The sequence below is a fragment of the Aminobacter sp. BE322 genome, assembly GCF_050433525.1.
Taxonomy (GTDB): domain Bacteria; phylum Pseudomonadota; class Alphaproteobacteria; order Rhizobiales; family Rhizobiaceae; genus Aminobacter.
The window spans coordinates 78,369-100,437 of the sequence record NZ_JBNPXB010000001.1 but is presented as its reverse complement, the minus strand read 5'-3'; the positions used below and the strand labels follow the sequence as shown (position 1 = coordinate 100,437).

The following is a 22,069-nucleotide window of genomic DNA, read 5'->3' as shown; positions in this document are numbered from 1 at the left end:
TCGCCAGCGGATGCCGAAGTTCGAGACCACCCGCCACGTCGGCCATTCGCCGGACGAGATGTTCGCCCTCGTGGCCGACATCGAGAAATATCCCGAGTTCCTGCCCTTGTGCGAGGCGCTCAACGTGCGCACCCGCCGCGAGCGCGACGGCCGCGAGGTTCTCGTGGCCGACATGACGGTGGGCTACAAGGCGATCCGCGAGACCTTCACGACCCAGGTGCTGCTGACGCCGGCCGAAAACACCATCGACGTCAAATATCTCGACGGCCCCTTCCGCTACCTCACCAACGAGTGGAAATTCGTCGACGCGCCCGGCGGCGGCGCGGAAGTACTGTTCTTCATCGACTACGAGTTCAAGAGCCGCATCCTCGGCGCGCTGATGGGCACGATGTTCGACCGCGCCTTCCGCATGTTTTCGGAAGCCTTCGAGAAGCGTGCGGACACGATCTACGGGGCCGCGTAGCCGGCCTGGCCCGTAGCCTTCAGTCCAAGCCCCAGCGCCGTCCTCACCGTTTCGTGGCGGATGAAGTCGCGGCCCTTGTCCTCGAACAGGCGGAACTCGGCCTCCGCCGGCATCCCTTTTCTGGCTATGCCGAACCAGACGAGGCCGACCGGTTTTTCGGCCGAGCCGCCGCCCGGGCCGGCAATGCCGGTCACGGCGAGCGCGAGGCTTGCGCGCGAATGGGCGAGTGCGCCGGCGGCCATCTCGAGCGCGGTTTCACGCGAGACCGCGCCATGCGCCTTGAGCGTCGCCTCGGAGACGCCGAGCATCTCCATCTTCGCTTCATTGGAATAGGTGACGAAGCCGCGGTCGACCACGGCCGACGAGCCGGCGATGTCGGTCAGGGCCGCAACGATCAAGCCGCCCGTGCAGCTCTCGGCTGTCGCGATCATCAGGCCGTGTGCCTCGCAGGCTTCGAGCAGCGCGGCTGCGAGCGCGCTCGTGTCGCTCATTCGGGCAGCTCTCCGGGATAGACCACGCTCGCGGTGGCGATCGCGGCAATGCCTTCCTCGCGGCCGACGAAGCCCAGCTTCTCGTTGGTGGTCGCCTTGATCGAGATGCGCTCGGGCGCGATGCGCAGCATGTCGGCGAGCTCGGCCGTCATCGCCGCCCGGTGCGGCCCGACGCGCGGCGCCTCGCAGATCAGCGTGATGTCGGCATTGGCGATGCGGCCGCCGCGCGAGCGCACGATGGCCGCCGCATGCTCGACGAACAGGCGCGAGGCCGCCCCCTTCCACTGCGGATCGGAAGGCGGGAAATGCGTGCCGATATCGCCGGCGCCGCAGGTGGCGAGCAGCGCGTCGGTCAGCGCGTGCAGGCCGACATCGGCGTCGGAGTGGCCGTTGAGCCTCCTCGAATGCGGGATCTTCACGCCGCACAGGGTGACGTGGTCGCCGGCCTCGAAGGAGTGCACGTCATAGCCGTTGCCAGTGCGGACGTCGGGAAAATGCGGAATCTGGCCGGAAAGGCGCTGGTCGGCCATGGTGATGTCCCGTGCCCAGGTGAGTTTGACGTTGTCGGGCGAGCCGAGCACCAGCCGGACGGGAATGCCCGCCCATTCGGCGATGGCGGCATCGTCGGTGAAGTCGCTGCGCCCGGCCTCGAAGGCCCGCTGGTGGGCGGCAAAGATCGGCGCGAACGGAAAGCCTTGCGGCGTCTGCGCCGAATGGAGGCCGGCGCGCGGCACCGTCTCCGCCACGGTGCGGTCGAAGGCTTCCTTCTTCAGCGTGTCGGAAACGGGCAGCGACGGCAGCGAGCCGTGCTTGTCGTCGATGCCGGCGATCGTCCTGTCGATGACCTCGGCGCCGACGAAGGGCCGGACCCCGTCATGGATGAGGACCGCGGCGGGGGCTGCGTCCTTGATCGCGAGCAAGGCGAAGCGGGTCGAATCCTGCCGCGTCGCGCCGCCGACCACGGTCGTGACGCGGGCGGCGTATTCTCCCGCGGCCACGGCGAACAGCTCGGCGTCGTCGGCGTGGATGGCGACCGCGACCGGGCCGATCCGCGGATGCTCGAGAAATGCCTTCAGCGTGTGCCAGATGACGGCCTTGCCGCCGATCCTGCGATATTGCTTGGGGCCGTCGGCCTGGCCGGCGCGCTCGCCGCGTCCGGCCGCGACGATGACGGCGGCGACGGTCGGAGGACGGCTTGTGGGCAAGGCTCTGTCGTTCATGAGGTGAGGCTTAGTCGCGCGCATCGTAGAAGGCCAGAGGAATCCCGAAAGCGCCTCATTCGGCTGTCATTTCGCAGTTGCACAATAGGGCGAACCTGTCTACTCATTGTGCAGAGGCGAACGATGCTTTGTTTTTGTGCATGATTGATCTGGCGAAACTCGGCGAACCGTTGTCGATCGGCGACGTGACGATCCGCAATCGCGTGTTCTTGGCGCCGATGTCGGGCGTGACCGACGAGGCATTCCGCACGCGCGCCCATGCGCATGGCGCCGGCCTCGTGGTTTCGGAGATGGTCGCCAGCGGCGAACTCGCCAAGGGGCGGGGCTCCAGCGGCTTCCGCATCCGCCATTCCGGCCTGCCGGTCCACATGGTGCAGCTTGCCGGACGCGAGGCCGCCCATATGGCCGAGGGCGCCCGCATCGCCGCCGGCGAGGGTGCCGATGTAATCGATATCAACATGGGCTGCCCGGCCAAGAAGGTGACCGGCGGCTATGCCGGCTCGGCGCTGATGCGCGATCTCGACTTCGCGCTGACGCTGATCGATGCTGTGGTCGGGGCGGTCGACGTGCCGGTGACCGTCAAGATGCGGCTCGGCTGGGACGACGACGCGCTCAACGCTCCGGAACTTGCCCGTCGCGCCGAACAGGCCGGCGCCAAGATGGTCACCGTGCATGGCCGCACGCGCTGCCAGTTCTACCAGGGCAGGGCCGACTGGCGCGCGATCGCCCGCGTCAAGCAGGCGGTGGGCATTCCCGTGGTCGCCAATGGCGACGTCGCCACGCCCGAGGATGCGGCCGAAATTCTCGCGCAGTCGGGCGCCGATGCGGTGATGGCGGGGCGTTCGCATTACGGCGCGCCCTGGACGGCGGGCGCGATCGCAGCTGCTGCGACCGGCGGGGCGGCGGGCGGCTTGCCGGCCGGAACCGGCGCGATGGCCGACTACGTCGTTTCCCACTACGAGGACATGCTCGCGCTCTACGGTACCGAAAGCGGCCTGCGCCAGGCGCGCAAGCACCTCGGCTGGTATCTCGACCGCCATACCCTCGGCGTGCCGGACCATCTGCGTCGCGGGGTGCTCACCTCGTTCGAGCCGAAGCAGGTGATTTCGTCGTTGCGTGAAGCCCTTGCGTCGTTCGGCGGAAGTTTTCCCGAAAGGAATGCGGCATGAGCTCCAGCATGGTTCCGGCCGCCGCCGATGCCGCGCAGATCGTGCTCAACACGATCCGCCGCCCCGTCATCATGATCGGGCCCGACAACTTCATCACCTTCGCCAATGCCGACGCCGAGGACTTCTTCCGCTCCAGCGCCGCCGTGCTGGCGCGCAGCGAGCTGTCCCGCTTCGTCCCCTTCGGCAGCCCTATCCTGACGCTGGTCGATCAGGTGCGCGAGCGCAACACGCCGGTCAACGAGTACCGCGTCGACGTCTCCTCGCCGCGTCTCGGCATCGAGAAGATGGTCGACATCTATGTATCGCCCGTGCCGGAATTGCCGGGGTCGGTGGTGCTGATGCTGCAGGAGCGCTCGGTGGCCGACAAGATCGACCGCCAGATGACGCACCGGGGTGCGGCGCGCTCGGTGACGGGACTTGCCGCCATGCTGGCGCACGAGATCAAGAACCCGCTCTCGGGCATTCGCGGCGCGGCCCAGCTGCTCGAGCTCTCCGCCTCAGACGAGGACCGGGCGCTGACGCGGCTGATCACCGACGAAACCGACCGCATCGTGGCGCTCGTCGACCGCATGGAGGTGTTTTCGGACGAGCGGCCGATCGACCGCTATCCGGTCAACATCCACGTCGTGCTCGACCATGTGAAGGCCATTGCCCGCAACGGTTTTGCCAACGGCATCAAGATATTGGAGGATTACGATCCGTCGTTGCCTCCGGTCTATGCCAACCGCGACCAGCTTGTGCAGGTCTTCCTCAATCTGGTGAAGAACGCCGCCGAGGCCATCGGCCACCAGCCGGGCGGCGAGATCACCCTGTCGACCGCTTTCCGCTCAGGCATCCGCATGTCGATCCCCGGCACCCAGGACCGCGTGTCGCTGCCGCTCGAATTCTGCGTCCACGACAACGGTCCCGGCGTCTCCGAAGACATCCTGCCGATCCTGTTCGACCCCTTCATCACCACCAAGCCGAACGGTTCGGGGCTCGGCCTGGCGCTGGTGGCCAAGATCGTCGGCGACCATGGCGGGGTGATCGAATGCGATTCGACCCCGAGGGGCACCACCTTCCGCATCCTGTTGCCCGCCTGGAAGGAATTGCAGGCGCCGGACGCCGACATCCAGGGAGAGCACGCATGAGCCAGCGCGGAAACATCCTCGTCGCCGACGACGACGCCGCCATCCGCACGGTGCTCAACCAGGCGCTGTCGCGCATGGGCCACGACGTGCGGGTGACGTCGAATGCCGCCACGCTGTGGCGCTGGGTGGCGGCGGGCGAGGGCGACCTCGTCATCACCGACGTCGTCATGCCCGACGAGAACGCCTTCGACATGCTGCCGCGCATCAAGAAGGCGCGGCCCGAGCTGCCGGTCATCGTCATGAGCGCCCAGAACACCTTCATGACCGCGATCCGCGCCTCCGAGACCGGCGCCTACGAGTATCTGCCCAAGCCCTTCGACCTGACCGAGCTGCTCAGCATCGTCAATCGCGCGCTCGCCGAGCCGCGTCGGCCCAAGCTCGACGCGCGCCACGACGAGCAGCCCGATGCCATGCCGCTGGTCGGCCGCTCGGCGGCGATGCAGGACATCTACCGCATGCTGGCCCGCATGATGCAGACAGACCTCACGGTCATGATCACCGGCGAGTCGGGCACCGGCAAGGAACTGGTGGCGCGCGCGCTGCATGAATATGGTCGCCGCCGCAACGGTCCGTTCGTAGCGATCAACATGGCCGCTATCCCGCGCGACCTGATCGAATCGGAGCTCTTCGGCCACGAAAAGGGCGCCTTCACCGGCGCGCAGAACCGCTCGACCGGCCGCTTCGAGCAGGCCGAAGGCGGCACGCTGTTCCTCGATGAGATCGGCGACATGCCGATGGAGGCCCAGACCCGGCTGCTGCGCGTGCTCCAGCAGGGCGAATACACGACCGTCGGCGGGCGCACCCCGATCAAGACCGACGTCCGCATCGTCGCCGCCACCAACAAGGACCTGCGTACGCTGATCAACCAGGGCCTGTTCCGCGAGGACCTGTTCTACCGCCTCAACGTGGTGCCGCTGCGGCTGCCCGCCTTGCGTGAAAGAGCCGAGGATATTCCGGATCTTGTGCGCCATTTCTTCAAGCAGGGCATGAATGAGGGCCTGCAGGCCAAGCGCATTTCCGTCGCAGGCGTGGAGCTTATGAAGCGCTATCCCTGGCCGGGCAACGTGCGCGAACTCGAGAACCTGGTGCGGCGCCTCGCTGCGCTCTACCCCCAGGACGAGATTTCGGCCGAGATCATCGAAGCGGAACTCAAGACCGGCGAGCAGCAGCCGGTCGTGCCCGGCGGCAATCTCATCCCCGACGACCTGTCGGTCGGCCAGGCCGTCGAGCATTTCCTGCAGCGCTACTTCGCCATGTTCGCCGGCGAGCTGCCGCCGCCCGGCCTCTACCAGCGGATCCTCGCGGAAGTCGAATATCCGCTGGTGCTCGCCTCGATGACCGCGACGCGCGGCAACCAGATCAAGGCCGCCGAGCTTCTGGGGCTCAACCGCAACACGCTGCGCAAGAAGATCCGCGAACTCGGCGTCAACGTCTACAAATCGTCGCGCGTCAGCTGATCGCCACCTCCGAATCCAGCTGTCGATAGGCCGACGAAACATTTTCGCCGGCGGCGGAAATGTTGCACAATCGCCACAATGCGTTGCATAGATGTGACGCATTCGCGTCTCAACAAGGCAGCATGGCGATTCAGGCTCCATCTCTGAAGCAACCGATCTTTAGCCCGCGCGGCGCGCAGGACGGCCGCCGTCTGCTCGCGCTTCCTGGGGTGGTGGCGATCGCCGCGGCTCTGGTCACGGCGGCGGTTTCCTTCGCGATTCTGGTCGGTGTGACGCCGATCACGCCCGATTCGACGACCACGCTGACACTGATCGCCATCAATGCCGGCTTTGTCCTGATCCTCGTCGGACTGATCGTCTTCGAGGTGCGCCGCATCGTCATGGCCCGGCGCCACGGCAAGGCGGCGTCGCGCCTGCATGTGCGCATCGTCACCATGTTTGCGCTGGTGGCGGCGCTGCCGGCGCTGCTCGTCGCCATCGTCGCCTCGATCACGCTCAACATCGGCCTCGACCGCTGGTTCGAGATCCGCACCAAGACGATCGTCAATTCGTCGCTGTCGATCGCCGAAGCCTATGTGCAGGAAAACGCCCGCAACCTGCAGAACACCACGCTGTCTATGGCCAACGACCTCGACAATGCGCGGTCGCTCTATGGCCTCGACCGCGGCGGCTTCCTCGACTTCATGGGCCGGCAGGCGCAGCTGCGCGCGCTCGCCCACGCAGCCCTGATCAAGCCCGACGGCTCCTTCGTCATGAGCGCCAAGACCGGCGCCGACTTCGCCATGCCGGAGCCGCCGGCAGCGGCGGTGGAAGCCGCTGCCGACGGCAAGCCGGTGCTGATCGATCCGAGGACACGCAACATCGTCGGCGCGATCATCAAGCTGCGGGAGATCGACGGGCTCTACCTCTACACCATCCGCCTGGTCGACCCCGACGTGATCAGGGCGCGCCAGATCGTGACTGCCAACACCGAGGAGTATCGCGACCTCGGCGCCAACCGGCGTACCACTCAGATCGCCTTTGCCTTGCTCTATCTCGGGCTGACGCTGATCGTGGTGCTTTCGGCAATCTGGACCGGCATCGCCGTCGCGGACCGCCTGGTGCGGCCGATCCGGCAGCTCATCGGCGCGGCCGACGAGGTCGCCACCGGCAATCTCGACGTCTCGGTGCCGGTGCGGCCGTCGGATGGCGACGTAGCGGCGCTTGCGGGCACGTTCAACAAGATGCTGCAGGAGCTCAAGTCGCAGCGCAACGAGATCCTCACGGCCAAGGACGTCATCGACGAGCGGCGGCGCTTCTCGGAAGCGGTGCTCTCCGGTGTGACGGCCAGCGTCATCGGCGTCGACCCCTATGGCAGCATCACCATCGTCAACCGGTCCGCCGAGGCCATGCTGGCGCTGCCGGCCGATGCGTCGCTCGGGCAGAACCTCTCGGTTCTCCTGCCGCATGTCGGCCGCGTCTTCGAGATCGGCCGCAGGTCGGGGCGCCCGGTCTATCGCGAGCAAGTCACCTTCTACCGTGCCGGGGCGGAGCGCACCTTCAACGTCCAGGTCACCGTGGAAGAGGGCGACAAGGAAACCGACGACAAGTCCTTCGTCGTGACCGTCGACGACATCACCGACCTCGTCACCGCGCAGCGGACCTCGGCCTGGGCGGACGTGGCGCGGCGCATCGCCCACGAGATCAAGAACCCGCTGACCCCGATCCAGCTGTCGGCCGAGCGCATCCGCCGCCGCTACGGCAAGGTCATCACCGAGGATCGCGAGGTCTTCGACCAGTGCACCGACACCATCATCCGCCAGGTCGGCGACATCGGCCGCATGGTCGACGAATTCTCGGCGTTCGCGCGCATGCCGAAGCCGGAAATGAAGGTCGTCGACATCCGCGAGCCGCTGCGGGAGGCCTCGTTCCTGGTCGAGGTGAGCCGTTCGGACATCGCCTTCGAGCGTGACGTGCCGCCCGGACCGCTCAAGGGCACGTTCGACAGCCGCCTGATGGCGCAGGCCTTCGGCAATGTCATCAAGAACGCCGCCGAAGCCATCGAGGCGGTGGAGCGCGAGAGCGGCGAGGGCGGCGTCATCAGGATCCGCGCCAGGCGGGACGGCCGGACGATCCGCATCGACGTGACAGACAACGGCAAGGGCCTGCCGCGGGAGAACCGCCAGCGCCTGCTCGAGCCTTATATGACGACGCGCGAAAAAGGCACGGGCCTCGGCCTCGCTATCGTCAAGAAGATCGTCGAGGACCATGGCGGAAGATTGGAGCTTCACGACGCGCCTGCCGATTTCCACGGCGGCCGCGGCGCGATGATCAGCATGATCTTGCCTGCGGCGGCCGAAGAGGCCCCCCCGGCCGATACCGGAGACGCAGCGCAGGACGGACAAAACGAAAAGGTCGGAAATGGCGTCTGATATTCTCATCGTCGACGACGAGGAAGACATCCGTGAACTGGTCGCCGGCATCCTGAGCGACGAGGGCCACGAGACCCGCACCGCGTTCGATGCCGACAGCGCGCTCGCCGCGATCGCGGATCGCGCGCCGCGCCTGGTGTTCCTGGACATCTGGCTGCAGGGCTCGCGCCTGGACGGGCTGGCCTTGCTCGACGAGATCAAGACATTGCACCCCAGTCTGCCGGTGGTGATGATCTCGGGCCACGGCAACATCGAGACCGCCGTTTCGGCAATCCGGCGCGGCGCCTACGACTTCATCGAAAAGCCGTTCAAGGCCGACCGGTTGATCCTGATCGCCGAGCGCGCGCTCGAGACCTCGAAGCTCAGGCGCGAGGTCTCCGAGCTGAAGATGCGCAGCGGCGACACCCAGGACCTGATCGGCATGTCCTCGGCGATGAGCCAGCTGCGCCAGACCATCGATCGCGTGGCCCCGACCAACAGCCGCGTGATGATCATCGGGCCGTCCGGTTCGGGCAAGGAGATGGTGGCGCGCGCCATCCACGCGCATTCGGGCCGCAAGGCGGGGCCGTTCGTGACGCTGAACGCCGCGACGATCACGCCCGAGCGTATGGAGATCGAGCTGTTCGGCACCGAATCGAACGGTGGCGAGCGCAAGGTCGGCGCGCTCGAGGAGGCGCATCAGGGCATCCTCTATCTCGACGAGGTCGCCGACATGCCGCGCGAGACGCAGAACAAGATCCTCCGCGTGCTGGTCGACCAGCAGTTCGAGCGCGTCGGCGGCACCAAGCGCGTCAGGGTCGACGTGCGCATCATCTCGTCGACGGCGCAGAATCTCGAGGCGATGATCGCCGAAGGGCGGTTCCGCGAGGATCTCTACCATCGCCTGGCCGTCGTCCCGGTGATGGTGCCGGGGCTCGCCGAGCGGCGCGAGGACATTCCCTATCTCGTCGACAATTTCATGAAGCAGATGGCCAAGCAGGCGGGCATCAAGCCGCGCCGCATCGGCGACGACGCGCTGGCCGTGCTCCAGGCCCACAACTGGCCGGGCAATGTCCGCCAGCTGCGCAACAACATCGAGCGGCTGCTCATCCTCGCCCGCGGCGACGATCCGGAGGCGCCGATCACCGCCGACCTCCTGCCGTCCGAGATCGGCGACGTCATGCCGCGCGCGCCGAGCCAGTCCGACCAGCACATCATGGCGCTGCCGCTCAGGGAGGCGCGCGAGATGTTCGAGAAGGAATATCTCATCGCCCAGATCAACCGCTTCGGCGGCAACATCTCCAAGACGGCCGAATTCATCGGCATGGAGCGTTCCGCCCTGCACCGCAAACTGAAGTCGCTGGGCGTCTGAACGCCGCCGGCCAGCCAGGATAGACATCCCACATGCGCGTGATCATCTGCGGAGCGGGGCAGGTCGGCTACGGCATAGCCGAGCGGCTGGCGGCCGAAAAGAACGACGTCTCGATCATCGACACGGCGCCGGAGCTCATCCAGTCGGTCCGGGATTCGCTCGACGTCCGCGGCTATGTCGGTCACGGCTCGCATCCCGAGGTGCTGGAGGCCGCGGGCGCGCAGAACGCCGACATGATCATCGCCGTCACCTTGTTCGACGAGGTCAACATCGTCGCCTGCGAGGTCGCGCACGCGCTGTTCAACGTGCCGATGAAGGTGGCGCGCATCCGTTCCCAGGCCTATCTGCAGCCGCACTATCAGGACCTGTTCTCGCGCGATCACCTGCCGATCGACGTCATCATTTCGCCGGAGCTCGAGGTCGGCGAGATGGTGCTGCGGCGCATCACGCTGCCGGGGGCCACCGACGTCGTGCGCTTCGCCGAGAACCGCATCGTCATGGTGGCGATCGAATGCCTCGATGATTGCCCCGTCATCAACACGCCGCTGGGCCAGCTCACCGAGCTTTTTCCCGATCTGCCGTCGACCGTGGTCGGCGTCAGCCGCAACGGCCAGCTGTTCATCCCGCATTCGGCCGATCAGCTCATGGCCGGCGATCTCGCCTATGTCGTCACCACCAAGGACCAGGTGCGCCGCACGCTCGGCCTGTTCGGCCACGACGAACAGGAGGCGACGCGCATCGTCATCGCCGGCGGTGGCAATATCGGGCTCTATGTCGCGCGCACCATCGAGCAGCGTCAGGGCCGCACCAGGATCAAGATCATCGAGGCCAGCAAGGAGCGTGCGGTGAAGGCGGCGGATGCGCTGCGCCGCACGGTGGTGCTCAACGGCAGCGCGCTCGACCAGAAGCTCCTGCTCGAGGCCGACATCCAGGACGCCGACCTCATGGTGGCGCTGACCAACAACGACCAGGTCAACATCCTGTCGAGCGTCATGGCCAAGCGCCTGGGCTGCAAGGGCAACCTCGCGCTCATCAACAGCCCGTCCTATCACGACCTGACCAAGTCGCTGGGCATCGACGCCTATGTCAATCCGAGCGCGGTCACCATTTCGCGCGTGCTCCAGCATGTCCGCCGCGGCCGTATCCGGCAGGTGCATTCGGTGCAGCGGGGGGCTGCCGAGATCATCGAGGCGGAGGCGCTCGAAACCTCGCCGCTGGTCGGAGCCCAGCTGCGCGACCTCGAACTGCCCGACGGCATGCGCATCGGCGCGATCTACCGCGACGGCCAGGTCATCAAGCCGGGCGGCTCCGTCAAGATCAAGCCGAAGGATCGCGTCGTCATCTTCGCGCTCGACAAGGCGGTCAAGCAGGTCGAGCAGATGTTCCGCGTCAGCCTGGAATTCTTCTGACCTGGATCACCAGTATCTCCGTTGCTGCCCGGCCGAGATCGGGTAGAACGCCGCAAACTTGCCGAGGGGTTCGAACCATGCCGCGCATCGCCTATGTCAACGGCCGCTATCTCCCGCATGCCTATGCCAGCGTGCACATCGAGGACCGCGGCTACCAGTTCGCCGACGGCGTCTACGAGGTCTGCGAGGTGGCGCGCGGCTTCATCGTCGACAGCAAGCGGCACCTCGACAGGCTCGACCGCTCGCTCTCCGAGCTGCGCATCGAATGGCCGCTCAAGCGGGCCGTGCTCGTCCACGTCATGCGCGAGGTCATCCGCCGCAACCGCGTCGTCAACGGCATGGTCTACCTGCAGGTCACCCGTGGGGTGGCGCCGCGCGATCACGTCTTCCCGGTGGCGGGAACCCGCCCTGCGCTGGTCGTGACCGCCAAGCGCACCGACCCTGCCGCCGCCGCCAGGAAAGTCGCGGCCGGGCTCAAGGTGATCACGGTTCCGGAAAACCGTTGGGACAGGGTCGACATCAAGTCGGTAGGCCTGCTGCCCAACGTGCTCGCGCGCCAGCAGGCAAAGGAGGCCGGCGCCCAGGAAGCCTGGTTCGTCGATCCCGACGGCACGGTTAAGGAAGGGGCGGCGACCAATGCCTGGATCGTCACCAAGGACGGCCAGCTGGTCACACGGCCCGCCGACCACGGCATCCTCAGGGGCGTCACCCGCACCACGCTGATGGAAGTGGCGGCAAAGCTCGGCCTAAGGGTCGAGGAGCGCGGCTTCACCGTCGACGAGGCCAAGGCTGCGCGCGAGGCTTTCATCACCGCGGCGACGACGCTGGTCATGCCGATCGTCGCGATCGACGGCCAGCCGGTCGCCAACGGCCATCCCGGCTCGGTGGCACTTTCCCTGCGTGAGGCGTTTTTTGACGTTGCGGAAAAAATCCAAGCCTGATAACCGCTTGGGCGTAAATGGTTAAATTCATCTCGTTCAGCTTGCTGCAGGTTGTGGCAAGGGGGTGTCTGCCGGCTTGACATGGGCCGTGTAATTTGGCGCATTGGCGGGCAGACAGGGATCGGCGAAAGAAAAAAACAATGGCGGAACGATCGCAGAATCTTCAGGACCTTTTCCTGAATTCAGTTCGTAAGAGCAAAAACCCACTCACCATTTTCCTCATTAACGGCGTGAAGTTGACCGGGGTCGTTACCTCCTTCGACAATTTCTGTGTTTTGTTGCGCCGCGACGGACATTCCCAGCTCGTCTACAAGCATGCCATCTCGACGATCATGCCGAGCCAGCCGGTTCAGATGTTCGACGGCGAGGAAAGCCAGGGCGGCTGATTGGCGCGCGATAGGAATTCCGGCTCCAAGGCCGGTGCCAGCAACGGACCCGATTCGGTAGGGGGCGACAAAGCCCCCACGCGTGCGGTCGTCATCGTGCCGGTGCTCACGCGCCAGGCCAAGGGTGACGACGACAGCGCGCGGCCGCGCCTGTCGCGCTCGTCCGATGCGCGTCACGACGAGGCGGTCGGCCTGACCAAGGCAATCGATCTCGAACCCGTGCACACGGCGGTCGTGGCGGTTGCCGATCCGCGGCCGGCGACCCTGCTCGGCAGCGGCAAGGTCGAGGAATTCGCCGAGATCGTGAAGGAGCGCGGCGCCGAGCTGGTCATCGTCGACCATCCGCTGACGCCGGTGCAGCAGCGCAACCTCGAAAAAGAGATGAATGCCAAGGTGCTCGATCGCACCGGCCTGATCCTCGAGATCTTCGGCCGGCGGGCGCGCACCAAGGAAGGCACGCTGCAGGTCGAGCTCGCCCACCTGAATTACCAGAAGGGCCGGCTCGTGCGCAGCTGGACCCACCTCGAGCGCCAGCGCGGCGGTGCCGGCTTCCTCGGCGGTCCTGGCGAAACCCAGATCGAGGCCGACCGGCGCGCGCTCCAGGAAAAAATCCTCAAGCTCAAGAAGGAGCTTGAGACGGTGCGCCGCACACGCGACCTGCACCGCGCCAAGCGGCGCAAGGTGCCGTTCCCGGTCGTCGCCATCGTCGGCTACACCAATGCCGGCAAGTCGACGCTGTTCAACCGTCTGACCGGCGCCGGCGTACTTGCCGAGGACATGCTGTTCGCCACGCTCGACCCGACGCTGCGCCGGGTGCGGCTGCCGCACGGCACGCCGATCATCCTGTCCGACACGGTCGGCTTCATCTCCGACCTGCCGACGCACCTGATCGCCGCCTTCCGCGCCACCCTCGAAGAGGTGGTCGAGGCCGATCTGGTCATCCACCTCCGCGACATTTCCGATCCCGACACGGCAGCCCAGGCCGACGACGTCGAGCGCATCCTCGCCGATCTCGGCGTCGATGCCGGCGACACCGACCGCGTCATCGAAGTCTGGAACAAGATCGACCAGCTCGACGAGGGCAATCGCGAGCGCCTGCTTTCGGACAGCTCCGGCGACCGCGGGACGCCGCCGATCGCGATCTCGGCGATCACGGGCGAGGGCATTCCGGCCCTGACCGCGCTCATCGAGCAACGGGTCTCGGGCGAGCTGGAAACGATCGACGTGATGCTCGAGCCGAGCCAGCTCGGCCAGATCGACTGGCTCTACCGCAACGGCGACGTGGTCAGGCGCACCGACAACGACGACGGCAGCGTGTCGATGACCATCAGGGCCACGGCCTCGGCACGCGAAGAGATCGCGGCGCGGATTCTCCGCAAGGGCAGGCACTGAGTTCGCCTCCGCTTGCCCCTTCTCCCCGTTGACGGGGAGAAGGTCCCGGCAGGGGGATGAGGGGCAGTGCGAGAAACCTACTTCGCCGTCTTCGCCCGCTGCCAGAGCGCTTCCATCTCGTCGAGCGTCGCCGCTTCCAGGCTGTGGCCTGCCTCGTCCAGCGCCTTTTCGACATAGTGGAAACGCGTGCGGAACTTGTCGTTGGTGCCGCCGAGCGCCGCCTCTGAATCGAGCTGCAGGTGGCGGCCGAGATTGACCAGCGCAAACAGCATGTCGCCGAATTCGTCCTTGATCGCCGCCTGGTCGCCCTTGGCCATGGCCTCGCGCAATTCGCCGATCTCTTCCTCGATCTTGTCGAGGATGGGTGCTGCCTCGCCCCAGTCGAAGCCTACGCGCGCCGCCTTCTCCTGCAGCTTCAGCGCCCGCGTCAGCGCCGGTAGAGCTACCGGCACGGAGTCCAGAAAGCCGTTGCCGTGGTCCTCGGGGTCGAGCCCGCGCGCGATGCGGGCCGAACGCCTCTCGGCCTTCTCCTCGGCCTTGATCTTCTCCCACATGCCCTTGGCCGAACGCGCTTCGCGCGCCTCGGCGTCGCCGAAGACATGCGGGTGGCGGCGGATCATCTTGGTGGTGATGCCCTGCACCACGTCGCCGAAGGAGAATTCGCCTGCCTCCTCGGCCATCTGGGCGTGGTAGACCACCTGCAGCAGCAGGTCGCCGAGTTCCTCGCGCAAATGGTCGATGTCGTTGCGCGAAATCGCGTCGGCGACCTCGTAGGCCTCCTCGATGGTGTAGGGGGCGATCGTCGCGAAATTCTGCTCGATGTCCCACGGGCAGCCGGTTTCCGGCTCGCGCAGGGCTGCCATGATCTCGATCAGGCGGGTGATGTCCTTGGAAGGCTGCATGAAAGCGATGCTATTACCCGCTTGCGCCCGACCCAACAATGGCCTTGGCGGCCGAAGGCTTGTCCACAACGTAGTTGGGATGCCCGCCGGCCCCGCTTCCAACCCCGAGCGGGCCTCGTACGGCGCATTGCCCATTGACGTCCATGGCGCGCGCAGGCAGGTAGTCGCCATGCTGCATCTATCTCTCGTTGCAATGGGCGGCGCCATCGGCGCCTCGCTGCGCCATCTGGTCAACCTGGTGTCGCTGCGCCTGTTCGGCCCGAACTTTCCCTGGGGCACGATGGTCATCAACATCGTCGGGTCCTTCGCCATGGGGCTGTTCATCGGCTGGCTGGCGCGCCGCGCCGGCGCATCGAACGAATTGCGGCTGTTCGTGGCCACGGGGATCTTCGGCGGCTTCACGACCTTCTCTGCCTTTTCGCTCGACGTCGCGACGCTTTGGGAGCGTGGCGCGACCGTTTCGGCGGCGGGTTATGCGCTCGCGAGCGTGATCGGCGCGGTCCTGGCGCTGTTTTGCGGCTTGTGGCTCGCAAGAAGCATCGGCTGATGCTATTGGGCCGCTTCGAAACGTACAGGTGAATGATGGCAGGCGTCGAACAGATCACGGTGGAAGCCGGCGAAGCGGGCATGCGGCTCGATCGCTGGTTCAAGACCCATTTTCCCGGGCTCGGCTTCGGCCACCTGCAGAAGCTGCTGCGCTCCGGCCAGATCCGCGTCAATGGCGGCCGCGCCAAGGCCGACACGCGCGTCGAGCCGGGACATGTGATCCGCATTCCGCCGCTCGACGTCGACAAGAAGGGCGAGGGGCCGCTGACCGCGCGCACCATGCGCAACCAGGACGACGGCGACGTGCTCGCCCAGATGCTGCTCTACGAGGACCCCAAGGTCTTCGTCTTCAACAAGCCGGCCGGCCTTGCCGTGCAGGGCGGTTCGGGCGTCTCCCGCCATCTCGACGACATGCTCGAAGCCTGGCGCAACAAGAAGGGCGAGAAGCCGCGCCTCGTCCACCGGCTCGACCGCGACACCTCGGGCGTGCTCGTTGTCGCGCGCACGCGCCTTGCGGCGATGAAGCTCGCCGAGGCCTTCCGCGCCCGTGAAACCAGGAAGACCTACTGGGCCCTGGTCAAGGGCGTGCCGCCCAAGCGCGAGGACAAGATCTCGACCTGGCTGATCAAGGAACAGACGCCGGACGGTGACCGCATGCGTATCGCCAAGCACGGCGAAAAGGGCGCAGATCACGCCGTTTCCTACTATCGCATCCTCGAGCAGGCGGCCCAGGCGCTGACCTGGCTCGAAATGGAGCCCTATACCGGGCGCACCCACCAGTTGCGCGTGCACGCCGCCCATATCGGCTGCCCGATCATCGGCGATCCGAAATATTTCGAGCACGACACCAACTGGGAATTCCCCGGCGGCATCCAGAACCGCCTGCACCTGCATGCCCGCCGCATCGTCATCCCGCATCCCGACCAGGGCGTGATCGACGTCACCGCGCCGATGCCGCCGCATATGCGCCAGAGCTGGAACCTGATCGGCTTCGACGAGGAAAGCGGCTCGCCCGAGTGAGCCCTGGACGACCATGAAACTCGTACTTTTCGATTGCGACGGCACGCTGGTCGACAGCGCCGACATCATCCATGCCTCGATGGTGGCGACGTTTCGCGAGGCCGGCCTGCCGCTGCCGACGCCCGCCGCCACCAAGGGCATCATCGGGCTGACGCTCGACATCGCGATCGCCGCCCTTTTGGAGCGTCCGCTCGACGACGAGTGCCGGCAACTCGCTGCCCGCTACAAGGAACATTTCAATGCCACGCATCGCCGGCCCGACTTCGAGGAGCCGCTGTTCGACGGCATTGCACAATTATTGGGCACATTGGCGGCCCGTGACAATGTGCTGATCGGGATGGTCACCGGCAAGTCGCGGCGCGGCGTGCGCCGCGTGCTCGAAGCGCATGGCTTCGAACGCTATTTCGTCACCGTGCGCACGGCGGACGACTGTCCGTCGAAGCCGCATCCGGCCATGGTGCTGGAATGCTGCGCTGAGATGGGCGTCGACCCAGCCTCGACTTTGGTGGTCGGCGACGCCATCTATGACATGCAGATGGCCAAGAGCGCGGGTGCACGCGCGGTCGGCGTGTCGTGGGGCTATCACCACCGCGAAGGCCTGTTCGCCACCGGCGCGGATGCGGTGATCGATACGCCCGCCGAACTGCTGGCCCTCATCGACTGACAGGAACAAACCATGCGCGACATTCTGAGCGACCTCGAAGCCGGCCCGCAGCTGTCCGATCCCGATCCGATCCGCCGGGCGCAGATCCAGATGCGCACGCCGCTGCCCAAGCGCTTCTACAAGGCGGCATCGGTCGCGGAGGTGGACGGCGCCCATGCCGTGCAGCTCGACGGCAAGTCGGTGCGCACGCCCGGCAAGGCCCTGCTCGCGCTGCCCACCGCGGCGGCGGCGCAGCTCGTCGCCGACGAATTCGCCGCCCAGGCCGAAATCATCGATCCGTTCACAATGCCCGTGCTGCGGCTCGTCAACACGGCGATCGACGGTGTCGCCGCCGACCCGCAGGCGGTGCTCGAGGACATCCTGCGTTTCGCGTCGTCGGATCTGCTGTGCTATCGCGCCGACAGCCCCGAAAAGCTGGTCGAGCGCCAGTCCGACGCCTGGGATCCGGTAATCGACTGGGCAAGGGCGTCGCTGGGCGCGCGTTTCGTGCTCGCCGAAGGCGTGATGCATGTCGACCAGCCGCGCGAGGCGATCGCGGCGCTCGGCGTCCATCTTTCGCAGCGGTCGGAGCCGATGCGGCTCGCCGCCCTGCATGTCATGACGGCGCTGACCGGTTCGGCGCTGCTGGCGCTCGCCGTGGAGATGGGCGAACTCGACGTCGAGGAGGCCTGGACGGCCGCTCATGTCGACGAGGACTGGCAGATCGAGCATTGGGGCCAGGATTCCGAGGCTGTCGCCCGCCGCGCCAACCGCAAGCGCGACATGCAGGCGGCCGTTGCCCTGCTGACCGCGCTGAAGCCGGCCTGACCCGCCGGGGCGGCGCAGCACGCCGCTTGAGCAGGACGAGCCGGAGACCGGCATCCATCTGCCTAATTGTTGTGCACTTCAATCGCGTGCCGTCGTGCCAAGCCTTGCATCAGCTGCATTTTGAAGTTGGCACGGGGCTTGCTTATCCTATGTCGGCAAAACAGCCGCTCCCGGCGGCAGCACGACACTGAGAGGACAGCATGACGAAGTACAAGCTCGAGTACATTTGGCTGGACGGATACACGCCGACCCCCAATCTTCGCGGTAAGACGCAGATCAAGGAGTTCGCGGAATTCCCCAAGCTCGAGCAGCTTCCGCTGTGGGGCTTCGACGGCAGCTCGACCCGGCAGGCCGAAGGCCGCAGCTCCGACTGCGTGCTGAAGCCGGTCGCCGTCTATCCCGATCCGGCCCGCACCAACGGCGTGCTGGTGATGTGCGAAGTAATGATGCCCGACGGCGTCACCCCGCATCCGTCCAACAGCCGCGCCGGCATCCTCGACGACGAGGGCGCTTGGTTCGGCTTCGAGCAGGAATACTTCTTCTACAAGGACGGGCGCCCGCTCGGCTTCCCGGAGAGCGGCTTCCCGGCTCCGCAGGGCGAATACTACACCGGCGTCGGCTACAAGAACGTCGGCAACATCGCCCGCCAGATCGTCGAGGAGCACCTCGACCTCTGCCTGGCCGCCGGCATCAACCATGAAGGCATCAACGCCGAGGTGGCCAAGGGCCAGTGGGAATTCCAGGTCTTCGGCAAGGGCTCGAAGAAGGCGGCCGACGAGATCTGGCTGGCGCGCTACCTGCTGCAGCGCCTGACCGAGAAGTACTGCATCGACATCGAGTACCACTGCAAGCCGCTCGGCGACACCGACTGGAACGGCTCGGGCATGCACGCCAACTTCTCGACCGCCTACATGCGCGAAGTCGGCGGCAAGGCCTATTTCGAGGCGCTGATGGCAGCCTTCGGCGAAGCCCGCGCCGACCACATCGCCGTCTACGGCCCGGACAACCACCTGCGCCTCACCGGCAAGCACGAGACCGCCTCGATCCACGTCTTCACCTGGGGCGTGGCCGACCGTGGCGCTTCGGTCCGCGTGCCCCACAGCTTCGTGCGCAACGACTACCGCGGCTATCTCGAGGATCGCCGCCCGAACTCGCAGGGCGACCCCTACCAGATCGCCTCGCAGATCCTGAAGACGATCGCCTCGGTGCCGACCAGCATCGAAACCAAGGAAGCTGCATAAGCTTTAGCTGTTTGATGTCAGGCTTTGATGGGGCACCCTAGTCCTCCGAATCGAAGGATGGGCTAGGTTCTCCATGGGAGCGCCAGGACGACAGAGGCGGTCCGTCGAGCGATACAACATAGTCAAGAGAGCCTGAGAGCCCTGGGCAAGCGCTACGGGGTCAACCACGGTCGCGAAGTGGCGGCAGCGGACTTCGACAGCCGACCTTCCGACGGGGCGGAAAGAGCCGCGGTCAACGGTTCTTTCCGTTGAGGAGGAGGCGGTCATCGTCGCCTTCCGGCGCCATACGCTGCTGCCGCTCGACGGCTACCTCTATGCGCTGCAGCCGACGATTCCGCAGCTGACGCGCTCGTCATTGCACCGCTGCCTGCAGCGCCACGGCATCGGCCGCCTGCCCGAAGTCGAGGGCGACAAGCCGACGTCGAGGGCGACAGGCCGGCGAAATGGAAGTTCAGGAGCTACCCGATCGGCTACTTCCACATCGACGTCGCCGAGGTGCGCACCGAACAGGGCAAGCGACACATGTTCGTGGCCATCGACCGCACCTCGAAGTTCGCCTTCGTCGAACTGCACGAGAAGGCCACCACCGCCGTCTCCAGGGAGTTCTTGCTGCGGCTGATCGCGGCGGTTCCCTACAAGATCCACACCGTGCTCACCGACAACGGCATCCGGTTCACCACGCCTGGTGCAGGAGGGGCGGCCGTGCCGCTGATCAAGGAGGCCATCGCCAACGGCGAGCGCTTCCGAGCGCACGCCTTCGAATACGCCTGCGCCACAAACGACATCGACCACCGCACCACCAAGGCCAGGCACCCGTGGACCAACGGTCAGGTCGAGAGGATGAACCGCACCATCAAGGACGCCACCGTCAAGATCTACCACTGCGACGATCTGCAAAGCCTAAAGGCCCATATCCTGACTTTCGTTACCGCATACAACTTCGCCAAGCACCTCAAGGCCCTGAGATGGAAAACACCCTATCAGGTGATCTGCGATGCATGGACAAAGGACCCATCAAGCTTCAAGTTCAACCCGCACCATCTCATTGCGGGACCAAACAGCTAGTCCGAACGGACCTGTAAGCCGGTGGCGGCCACGACATCTTGGACGGATCGACCGCCAGCGCAGGATGTATCATGAAGTCGCGCCAATATGTCTGCAGTTCCCACACCATAAGCGGGGTCGTGCCTGGTGGCCCGGTCGCGTCCCGGCATGGTTTTGCCGAGCGGGTCGAGGCATGCGCCAACGCCGGCTATTCCGGCATGTGCCTGCATTTTCGCGACTATGCCGAACAGCGAGCCAAGGGCCTCGGCGATGAGGAAATGCGCGCGGTGCTCGACCGGCACGGCATGAGGCATGTTTCGATCGAGTTCCTGACCGATTGGTTCATGGACGGCGAAGCCGGAGAGGCGTCGCGGCGCAACGAGGAGATCGCCTTGCGGGCTGCGCGGGCCCTCGGCGCAGGTGTGCTGAACGTCGGTCCCGACCTCGTTGGGCGAGGCATTACGCCGGAAACGATGCGGCGGAAGTTCACCGAACTCTGCCGGCGTGCCGAGCGGCACGGCATTGCGGTCGCGCTCGAGCTCGTGGCTTGGGGCACTGTCCGCGACGTCGACACGGCCCTGGGCATGGTCGACGGCATTGCCAATGCCGGGTTGGCAATCGATTGCTGGCACATCTTCCGCGCCGGCGTGCAGCTTGGCGATCTGAATTGGATCCCGGCGGAAAAGGTACTCTGCGTCCAGGTCAATGATGCGGACCGGGATCCGCTTCAAAGCCTGGCAGCCGATACGATGAACCGCAGGCTGTGCGGGCAGGGCGCCTTCGACCTCGAGGGCTTTGGCTCGACGCTCGACGCGATGGGCGTCACCGTGCCCTACAGTGTCGAGGTGATTTCCCCCGTACTGGCCGCCCTCGGCCTCCGGGAGGCAGCGAAAGCGTCGTTCGATGCGGCTCGGGGCTGTTTCTCTTAGGCAACCCGGAACGGGCCGAGCGCCGGGGTTGTGCGCATTTGTCGTTAGTCCGTTCGAACGATGTTGCGACTGCTGCTGCCACGCATAAGCTCACGTCAAAATACCCCTTCCTCGTCAGCGTTCCGGGCTCGCCCGCGGTGCAGGCAGGGCGGGTTCATAAGTGAGGTCAGGGAGGCGAGCTTATGCTCAGCGAAATACTGATCATCGTGATACGCGGGATCGCCATCGGCTCGATCTTCGCCACCATCGCGATGAGCTTCAACATCGTCCACGGCGCTACCAACATCTTCAACTTCGCCCAGGGCAACATGTTCATCCTGGGCGGTTTCGCGGCATACTTCCTGGCAAACCAGGTCGGCCTCGGGCAGTGGGGGCTGATGCTGGTGCTGACCGGACTGGCGATAGCGGCCGTAGTCGCCTTCCAGGGCTATATAACGCTCCTGCCGCTGCGCTCGTCGGTCGAGCAGGACAGCTGGCTGATTTCGACGGTGTCGGTTTCGGTGATCGTCGCGGCCCTGCTGATGATCACGCAGGGGCCGTTCGCCTATTCGGTTCAAAGCGTGGTGCCAAGCTTCCGCATCCTGGGAACGCGCACGCCCGGCGCCTACGCGCTGGCGATCGTCGCGATGGTGTTCTGGTTCTTCGCGCTGCGCTTCTTCCTGCGCCGCACCTTCATCGGCCTCGCCATCAGCGCGCTGTCGCAGGATTTCGACGCCGCCCGCGCCGCCGGCCTGCCGGTGCGCCGGCTGCAGCTCATTGCCTTTGCGATCAGCGGCCTGATGGTCGGCACCGTCGGCTTCCTCGTGGCGCCCGTCATCTCGGTCAGCCCTGACGCCGGCCTGAAATATGTGCTCAACGGCTTCGTCGCGGCCGTCGTCGGCGGCATCGGCTCCAACGCCGGCACGCTGATCGGCGGTCCGCTGGTCGGCGTGGTGGCGATGCTGACCGCCTACAAGGTCGGCGGCGCCTACCAGGATCTCGCTTCGCTCCTGGTGCTGGTGCTGATCCTCATGTTCCGGCCGCAGGGCCTCTTCGGGCGCGTCGGCGCGAGGCGGGTGTGACCATGCAGGCCGCGACCAACGTACAAACCGGACCC

General features: G+C 66.1%; 20 protein-coding genes and 1 pseudogene. 18 read left to right on the top strand and 3 right to left on the bottom strand.

Going from position 1 to position 22,069, the window contains the following annotated elements:
- Positions 1 to 10 precede the first annotated feature (10 nt).
- Entirely contained in the window at positions 11 to 463 is a 453-nt protein-coding gene (locus J2X50_RS00465) for a type II toxin-antitoxin system RatA family toxin (protein WP_429090522.1), read from the top strand.
- Here the strand turns inward: J2X50_RS00465 and J2X50_RS00460 are convergent.
- Together J2X50_RS00460 and J2X50_RS00455 are read right to left on the bottom strand one after the other, a co-directional pair.
- Positions 448 to 954: a CinA family protein gene (locus tag J2X50_RS00460; protein ID WP_429090520.1), complete on the bottom strand. Its 507-nt coding sequence runs from the start codon at positions 952 to 954 to the stop codon at positions 448 to 450. The two genes, J2X50_RS00465 and J2X50_RS00460, sit on opposite strands and share 16 nt — an antisense overlap.
- Positions 951 to 2,174 (bottom strand): bifunctional 2-C-methyl-D-erythritol 4-phosphate cytidylyltransferase/2-C-methyl-D-erythritol 2,4-cyclodiphosphate synthase, encoded by a 1,224-nt coding sequence (locus J2X50_RS00455; RefSeq protein ID WP_429090518.1) that lies wholly within the window; start codon positions 2,172 to 2,174, stop codon positions 951 to 953. Before J2X50_RS00455 ends, J2X50_RS00460 begins: the two co-directional genes overlap by 4 nt.
- Before the next feature lie 140 nt (positions 2,175 to 2,314).
- Between J2X50_RS00455 and dusB the strand changes: the two genes are divergently transcribed.
- The 9 genes from dusB (at position 2,315) to hflX (ending at position 13,820) form a co-directional block, all read left to right on the top strand.
- Entirely contained in the window at positions 2,315 to 3,343 is a 1,029-nt protein-coding gene (gene dusB, locus J2X50_RS00450; protein ID WP_429090516.1) for a tRNA dihydrouridine synthase DusB, read from the top strand.
- Entirely contained in the window at positions 3,340 to 4,473 is a 1,134-nt protein-coding gene (locus J2X50_RS00445; RefSeq protein WP_340041457.1) for a two-component system sensor histidine kinase NtrB, read from the top strand. The genes dusB and J2X50_RS00445 overlap by 4 nt, the downstream gene beginning before the upstream one ends.
- Positions 4,470 to 5,930, top strand: coding sequence for a nitrogen regulation protein NR(I) (ntrC, locus tag J2X50_RS00440; RefSeq protein WP_340041459.1), 1,461 nt, complete (start codon positions 4,470 to 4,472; stop codon positions 5,928 to 5,930). The genes J2X50_RS00445 and ntrC overlap by 4 nt, the downstream gene beginning before the upstream one ends.
- 122 nt (positions 5,931 to 6,052) lie before the next feature.
- Positions 6,053 to 8,341 (top strand): ATP-binding protein, encoded by a 2,289-nt coding sequence (locus tag J2X50_RS00435; RefSeq protein WP_429090514.1) that lies wholly within the window; start codon positions 6,053 to 6,055, stop codon positions 8,339 to 8,341.
- On the top strand, positions 8,331 to 9,692 hold the full coding sequence (locus J2X50_RS00430) for a sigma-54-dependent transcriptional regulator (RefSeq protein WP_429090512.1): 1,362 nt from the start codon (positions 8,331 to 8,333) through the stop codon (positions 9,690 to 9,692). The genes J2X50_RS00435 and J2X50_RS00430 overlap by 11 nt, the downstream gene beginning before the upstream one ends.
- Positions 9,693 to 9,724: 32 nt before the next feature.
- Positions 9,725 to 11,101 (top strand): Trk system potassium transporter TrkA, encoded by a 1,377-nt coding sequence (gene trkA, locus J2X50_RS00425; protein WP_429090510.1) that lies wholly within the window; start codon positions 9,725 to 9,727, stop codon positions 11,099 to 11,101.
- Between the two features lie 77 nt (positions 11,102 to 11,178).
- Positions 11,179 to 12,042, top strand: coding sequence for a D-amino-acid transaminase (locus J2X50_RS00420; RefSeq protein WP_429090509.1), 864 nt, complete (start codon positions 11,179 to 11,181; stop codon positions 12,040 to 12,042).
- Between the two features lie 140 nt (positions 12,043 to 12,182).
- Positions 12,183 to 12,428, top strand: a complete 246-nt coding sequence (hfq, locus tag J2X50_RS00415) for an RNA chaperone Hfq (RefSeq protein ID WP_018428055.1) — start codon at positions 12,183 to 12,185, stop codon at positions 12,426 to 12,428.
- Complete coding sequence (gene hflX / locus J2X50_RS00410; RefSeq protein WP_429090505.1) at positions 12,429 to 13,820, top strand: GTPase HflX; 1,392 nt, start codon at positions 12,429 to 12,431, stop codon at positions 13,818 to 13,820.
- Positions 13,821 to 13,897: 77 nt separating this feature from the next.
- On the opposite strand, the gene mazG is transcribed toward hflX, so the two are convergent.
- The gene (mazG, locus tag J2X50_RS00405; RefSeq protein WP_429090504.1) at positions 13,898 to 14,722 is read right to left on the bottom strand and encodes a nucleoside triphosphate pyrophosphohydrolase; all 825 of its coding nucleotides are present in this window, start codon (positions 14,720 to 14,722) and stop codon (positions 13,898 to 13,900) included.
- A gap of 169 nt (positions 14,723 to 14,891) precedes the next feature.
- Between mazG and crcB the strand changes: the two genes are divergently transcribed.
- The 8 genes and pseudogenes from crcB to J2X50_RS00365 all read left to right on the top strand — a co-directional run bounded on the left by crcB (position 14,892) and on the right by J2X50_RS00365 (position 22,034).
- Positions 14,892 to 15,269, top strand: coding sequence for a fluoride efflux transporter CrcB (gene crcB, locus J2X50_RS00400; protein ID WP_429091797.1), 378 nt, complete (start codon positions 14,892 to 14,894; stop codon positions 15,267 to 15,269).
- Positions 15,270 to 15,304: 35 nt separating this feature from the next.
- Positions 15,305 to 16,288: an RluA family pseudouridine synthase gene (locus J2X50_RS00395; protein WP_340041488.1), complete on the top strand. Its 984-nt coding sequence runs from the start codon at positions 15,305 to 15,307 to the stop codon at positions 16,286 to 16,288.
- A 13-nt stretch (positions 16,289 to 16,301) separates the two neighbouring features.
- Positions 16,302 to 16,952 (top strand): HAD family hydrolase, encoded by a 651-nt coding sequence (locus J2X50_RS00390; protein ID WP_429090502.1) that lies wholly within the window; start codon positions 16,302 to 16,304, stop codon positions 16,950 to 16,952.
- A 12-nt stretch (positions 16,953 to 16,964) separates the two neighbouring features.
- The gene (locus J2X50_RS00385; protein WP_429090500.1) at positions 16,965 to 17,759 is read left to right on the top strand and encodes an ATP12 family chaperone protein; all 795 of its coding nucleotides are present in this window, start codon (positions 16,965 to 16,967) and stop codon (positions 17,757 to 17,759) included.
- Between the two features lie 200 nt (positions 17,760 to 17,959).
- Complete coding sequence (locus tag J2X50_RS00380; RefSeq protein ID WP_429090498.1) at positions 17,960 to 19,000, top strand: glutamine synthetase beta-grasp domain-containing protein; 1,041 nt, start codon at positions 17,960 to 17,962, stop codon at positions 18,998 to 19,000.
- Between the two features lie 111 nt (positions 19,001 to 19,111).
- Positions 19,112 to 20,065 (top strand): annotated as a pseudogene (locus tag J2X50_RS00375) (IS481 family transposase).
- A gap of 71 nt (positions 20,066 to 20,136) precedes the next feature.
- A complete protein-coding gene (locus tag J2X50_RS00370; RefSeq protein ID WP_429090496.1) occupies positions 20,137 to 20,973 on the top strand; it encodes a sugar phosphate isomerase/epimerase family protein in 837 nt (278 codons plus the stop codon).
- Positions 20,974 to 21,155: 182 nt separating this feature from the next.
- Positions 21,156 to 22,034 carry a branched-chain amino acid ABC transporter permease gene (locus J2X50_RS00365; RefSeq protein WP_429090494.1) on the top strand — a complete coding sequence of 293 codons (879 nt, stop codon included), beginning with the start codon at positions 21,156 to 21,158 and terminating at the stop codon, positions 22,032 to 22,034.
- The last annotated feature ends 35 nt before the right edge of the window (positions 22,035 to 22,069 follow it).